The organism is Myroides sp. TSA_177.3, assembly GCF_052691955.1.
Genome location: NZ_JBQZGD010000030.1, coordinates 21,119 through 27,171, shown reverse-complemented (window position 1 = coordinate 27,171; position 6,053 = coordinate 21,119). Strand labels below are relative to the sequence as shown.

The window sequence follows — 6,053 nt, the reverse complement described above, 5'->3', positions numbered from 1 at the left end:
GTATGGGTTGGAAGTTATGGGGTATGGGTTGGAAGTTATGCGTTATGGGGTTGGTCACCACCTCACCTTCTATCTCACCTAGTTTATATTTGTTTTGGTGTTCGATGAATCTACACTGCGTTTCGATTTCACCACTTCACCACCTCATCACCTCGCCTTCTATCTCACCTAGTTTATATTTGTTTTCGTGTTCGATGAATCTACACTGCGTTTCGATTTCACCACCTCACCACCTCACAAAGTACAAACCTCACAAAGAGCAAACGGCACAAAAAACAACTTGGCTCTTGCGCAAAATAGTTTTAAGTTTAGGAAAAATATAGTATTATGCTTAAACAGACTATTTCTCTTCTAACCTTAGCCTTGACTTCCATGGTCTGGGGTCAAAATAAAGTACACTTCACCTCTACTCCTTCACTAAGCCCAGATGGAAAAACCACCTACTTTAGTTTTGATGGAGATCTTTGGCAAGTGCCCACATCAGGTGGAGAAGCTTTAAGACTCACTGCCCTACCGGGTAATGAAACCAATCCGCGTGTTTCTCCAGATGGAAAATGGCTAGCTTTTAGCTCAGATCAATATGGCAATAAGGACATTTTTCTGATGCCTTTAACTGGTGGTCCTATTCAACAATTAACCTATCACCAAGCAGCAGATGAAATGGAAAGCTGGAGTTGGGACAGTGAAACAATCTATTTTACGAGTAATGCGTATAACAACTATGCTTCTTTTTCCATCAGCAAAAATGGAGGAACTCCTACTCCACTCTTCACCAACTACTTCAACAACACCAATGGATTAGTTGAAACACCAGCGGGTGAATACTTGTTTACCAATTCAACTGAAAGCTCAAATCAAGTAATACGTAAACGATATAAGGGTGAAAATAACCCCGATATTTTAGGGTATAATCCAACGAATCAAAGTTTCAAATCCTATACAGATTACAACGGTAAAGATTTTAATCCTACAGTTGATCGACAAGGTAATATTTACTTTATTTCGGATGAAAATAATGGACATTACAACCTATACACCTTCAGAAATGGCAAGAAGACAGCCTTAACTGAATTCACCTCTTCCATCAAAAAACCTTTTGTATCTGCAGATGGAAGTCAAGTTATTTTTGAAAAAGACTACCAACTTTTTGTGTTTGACACCAAGCTAAATCAAGTTCGTTCGCTTGATATTACATTAAACACGAATAAATCGATTGCTAAAGAACAAACCTTTAAAGTAGAAGGCAATATTAGTTTCTTTGATCTTTCCCCTGATGGAAAAAAACTAGCCTTCGTTAGTCGAGGAGTTCTGTTTGTATCGGATATTGAAGGTAAGTTTATCCAAGCTATCACCATGGGTACAGAACGAGTGATGGAAGTAAAATGGTTAAAAGACAATCAAACGCTTTTATTTAGTCAAACGTACAACGGTTACCAAAACTGGTTTAAAATTGCAGCGAATGGAAAAGGAAAAGCAGAACAATTAACCCATGACACGCGTAATAATAGAGATTTGACGTTTAATCAAGAGCTTACCCAAGCGGTTTATACGAGCGGTCGAGATGAAATTCGCTTACTCGATTTACAAACGTTTACATCTAAAACGATTGTCAAGGATGAAATATGGGCTTTCCAAAGCGCTCCACCATCTTTTTCACCAGATGGAGCGTATGTGCTCTTTACTGCAAAACGAAATTTTGAGGATGATATCTTTATCCATAACATCAAAAAAAATGAAACTATCAACTTGACAAATACAGGAGTTTCAGAAACGAATCCTGTTTGGTCTCCGTCTGGAAAATACATTTACTTCACTAGTGATCGCTTAAATCCTTCTTATCCGATGGGCATGCAAAATGCAAGTATCTATCGCTTAGCATTGGATTGGTATGCTGAACCATTTAAATCAGATGAGTTTGATCAATTATTTGTGGTCAAAAAAGAAGAAAAAGTCGAAAGTAAGAAGAGTAAAACAAAAGCAGTAGAAACACCTAAACCAGCCGTTGTAGTCAGCATCAATACACAAGATGTACTCGATCGCATTGAACTCGTTAGCGACAAATTTGGCAATCAATATACACCTGCTGTTTTCCAAAAGGATAAAAAAGAATATGTGTATTATTCTACCAATCAAGAAAATGGCAAATACACCTTATATCGCAAGATTTATGAGCAGTTTGAAGACGCTAAAACAGAAAAAGTATGGGATAAAAATGTGAGTCAACTGCAACGAAAAGACAAAACACTCTATGCACTAAGTGGTAGTAATATCTATAAATTTGCTTTAGAGAAGGGCACCCCAGAGAAAATCAACATCTCCTATTCGTTCACTAAAAACTTAGCGGAAGAATTTAGTCAGATGTTTGATGAAACTTGGGCAGGTGTAGAAGAAAATTTCTATGACGAAACCTTCCATGGTCTAGATTGGAAAGCTACAAAAACATATTTTGCCTCCTATATTCCCTATCTAAATAGTAGAAATGATCTTCGCATCTTACTAAATGATATGTTAGGTGAATTAGGGTCTTCTCACTTGGGCTTTACCTCAACGGGGGAAGAAGAAAAAACGAGATTACAATACAATACCGTAGAGACTGGGGTCATTTTTTCTGCATCAAATCCTTATGAAGTAGCACGTGTACTACGCAAATCTCCTGCAGCAACAAAGGATATTACACTACAACAAGGTGATATATTGACGCATGTTAATGGGCAGAAAGTTGATTCCACAAAAAACCGTGATGCTTATTTTACGTTTGCTCCTACCCAAGAAGAAATTGAATTGACTTTCTTACGCGGTGCAAAAGAAGTTAAGGTAAAACTACATCCCATCTCGTTTACTGCCCAAAAAGGTTTATTATACGATGAATGGATCTATCAAAATAAACAACGTGTCAACGAATGGGGTAACGACAGAATTGCCTATAGTTACATGAAAAACATGGGATCTACGGAGTTAGATTCTTTCTTATTGGATATGGTAGAGCAAGAACACCACAAAGAAGGTGTCATCTTAGATCTTCGTTTCAATACAGGAGGAAATGTACACGATAAAGTGCTTAATTTCTTGGCACAACGCCCTTACTTACAATGGAAATATAGAGAAGGCAAACTCACGATGCAAAGTAATTTCAGCCCAAGTGGAAAACCGATTGTCTTACTAATCAACGAATTTTCACTTAGTGATGCGGAAATGACGGCAGCTGGTTTTAAAGCTTTAAAACTGGGTAAAATCATTGGTCAAGAAACGTATCGTTGGATTATTTTTACTTCTGGTAAATCGTTAGTTGACAATTCATTTTATCGCTTACCATCTTGGGGAACGTATACTTTAGAAGGGGATAATTTAGAAAAAACGGGGGTTGCGCCTGATATTTATGTCAAAAATACGTTTATGGATCGACTTCAAGAGAAAGATCCACAGTTAGAACGTGCTGTACAAGAAATTTTACAGGATTTAAATCCAAAGAAATAAACAAAAAGAGAACTTTTTACTGAAAAAGTTCTCTTTTTTCGTTCTTTTTCAATATATTAATGGTGAATTTTATCATTTTAAATGCAATCGCTTTTTTATTTACAATAACATAATGTAGAGATAATTGCTATTCCTTAGAATTGATACACTTTTGTTTTTCACTAATCAATACTTGAACTATGAAATTAAAAACGCCATTGTTATCCTTACTTTGTACTGTAATCACTTCTACCACAATCGCGCAAGAAACAAAAACACTGCGTATTGGACATCGAGGGGCTATGGGGCATATTACTGAGAACACGGTTGAATCTGTTGTAAAGGCCATCGATTTACGCTGTGATATGATTGAGATTGACGTATTCAAAGTAAAAAGCGGAGAACTTGTTGTTTTTCACGATGATACACTTGATCGCATCACCAATGCGAAAGGGAATATTGAAAGTTATACCCTAGAGGAATTGGAAGATGTTTTAGTAGGAGGCAAATACAAAATTCCAACGTTAGAAGAAGTGATCGATGTTATAGGAAAAAAGGCAGTACTAAATATTGAACTAAAAGGAAGTAATACAGCGGTAGATACGCATCGAATTATTCATAATTTCTTACAAAGAGGATGGACGTATGACGATTTTATTCTTTCTAGTTTTAAATGGGAAGAGTTGAAAATTGCACATGACTTAGATGCCGATTTACCACTCGCTGTATTAACAGAAAAAAAACCAGAAGATGCTATTGAGTTTGCGTTAAGTATTCAAGCCAAAGCTATTAATCCTTATCACAAAATGCTCAATGAGGAAAATACAGCTTTGATTAAAAAAGAAAAGCTAAAAATATTTCCATGGACTGTGAATGATCCTAAAGATATTGAACGCATGAAAAAACTAAAGGTAGATGGTATTATCACTAATTTTCCTGAACGAATTTAAATTTCAATTATTTGCTTTATAGGATAAAGGCAGTTGTGTTTTGACACAACTGCCTTTATTATAATATATGCATCGTTTTATACTGATACTCATATTCCAGCAAACACTGGGCTTCTATTTACCACATACCCTGTTCTGCACGAATTTCTTCAATCATTGCAGGATAATCACGATACCCGAAGTAGTTATTCTTCTTCAAATATTCTAATAATACTGCTCTGCTTTCTTCTAAATACAGCTGAGAATACAAGGCACTATAATGACTTAATCCAGGAGATAATGCAGCTATATCTGGGTTTTTATCATATATCTTTTGACTGTAATAACTTAGATGTGATACTAAGAACATCTTTAACTCCTTCACCTTGTGATTATCAATTAAATTATCTTCAAAATATCTATCATAATACTTTGAAGACTCTAGATTATTAATCAAATCCTGAATTATAAAAGGATAGATATAGTCTTCTGTCCCATTAGTAAGGGAAACAAACTGCTCTAATAACTTCTTATTGATCAAAAACTTATTATCATAGGGACGATAAGTTCCAAAGAAAAAATTAGGATTGGCTAATAAAGTAGGACTATCAGTAGCTATTCCGACAGGTTGATATTTAAAATAAGCTCTAATACCATACTTTAAAAATCGTTCATAGGATGTTTTTACATCCTCTATATAAAACCGTGTCAAACGATCATCTCCATAGTAGCCAAAAGTTTCATATAACATCGTTAGAAATTCCTGATCATGTAGATAAAGCCAATTTAAACTTATAGCGCTTTTATTAAACAAATAGTTATTCTCGTGGTAGATGCTTTCTCTGATTTTTGCTGTCCAATTTTTGGTATCCCTCATCTCCATTTCATTAAACATAGTACTCGGTATCCCTTCCCAATTTTTTAATGAGGTGTAAATAAAATTATATCCTGAATAATTATAAAAATAGTAAGGTAATACTAGATAATCACTCCCATAAAATTCTATCTCATCTGGTTCATAAGGATAATTAGGTCGTCCTGCATTCAAAGAAAAACAAAACAATTGACCATTTTCCTCCATCAGAGGAAAACTATTTTTAACCTGTCCACTAAACCCAAACACTTCCTTCATGCGTTGTTTATAAACTTCTGCTGTTGGGAATACAAAGTTTTTAGTCTTTAGATGCACTTCTACAATCGAAAAGATATATTGAAAAGTGTCGAAATAATCATAACCTCCATAAGTATATGAATACCGAGGCTCCTCATTATCAACCTTGGCTCTTTCATTCTCATAATCCTTCTGATAAGCTAAGGTGTTCTCAATATCTATCTTGACTTTCTGATAAAACGCTTCTTTTCCTTTAAAAGAAATACTATCTAAATAAATAACATCCCTATATTTCGATAACCCTCTGTCATATATCCAATTCATATTCTCCTTTTCTCTCATTTTCGTGTATTCTTGTTTTAATACTGCCTTGATACTATCTATGGCAATAAAATCTAGTAACGGTTTGGGTTGTTGTTGATCTTGTTTCTCTTGTACCTCAAGGGCACTAGTAGTTACGTTGTCTTCTTTTGTTTCCTTTCCTTGACAACTTAGTAAACTAAGACTTAGCATTAAGACAATCAAAATATTTCTCATATTTTCCTCCTTTCTGGGTTTTA

3 protein-coding genes are annotated in these 6,053 nt (G+C 35.0%); 2 read left to right on the top strand and 1 reads right to left on the bottom strand.

The window, feature by feature from the left end; all coding sequences use genetic code 11:
• The first annotated feature begins 327 nt into the window (after positions 1–327).
• Positions 328–3,474 (top strand): S41 family peptidase, encoded by a 3,147-nt coding sequence (locus ACUTSE_RS17075; protein WP_445641117.1) that lies wholly within the window; start codon positions 328–330, stop codon positions 3,472–3,474.
• Between the two features lie 179 nt (positions 3,475–3,653).
• Positions 3,654–4,403, top strand: coding sequence for a glycerophosphodiester phosphodiesterase (locus tag ACUTSE_RS17070; protein WP_445641116.1), 750 nt, complete (start codon positions 3,654–3,656; stop codon positions 4,401–4,403).
• Between the two features lie 118 nt (positions 4,404–4,521).
• Here ACUTSE_RS17070 and ACUTSE_RS17065 read toward each other — a convergent pair whose 3' ends face one another.
• Positions 4,522–6,030: a hypothetical protein gene (locus ACUTSE_RS17065; protein WP_445641115.1), complete on the bottom strand. Its 1,509-nt coding sequence runs from the start codon at positions 6,028–6,030 to the stop codon at positions 4,522–4,524.
• Between the last annotated feature and the right edge of the window lie 23 nt (positions 6,031–6,053).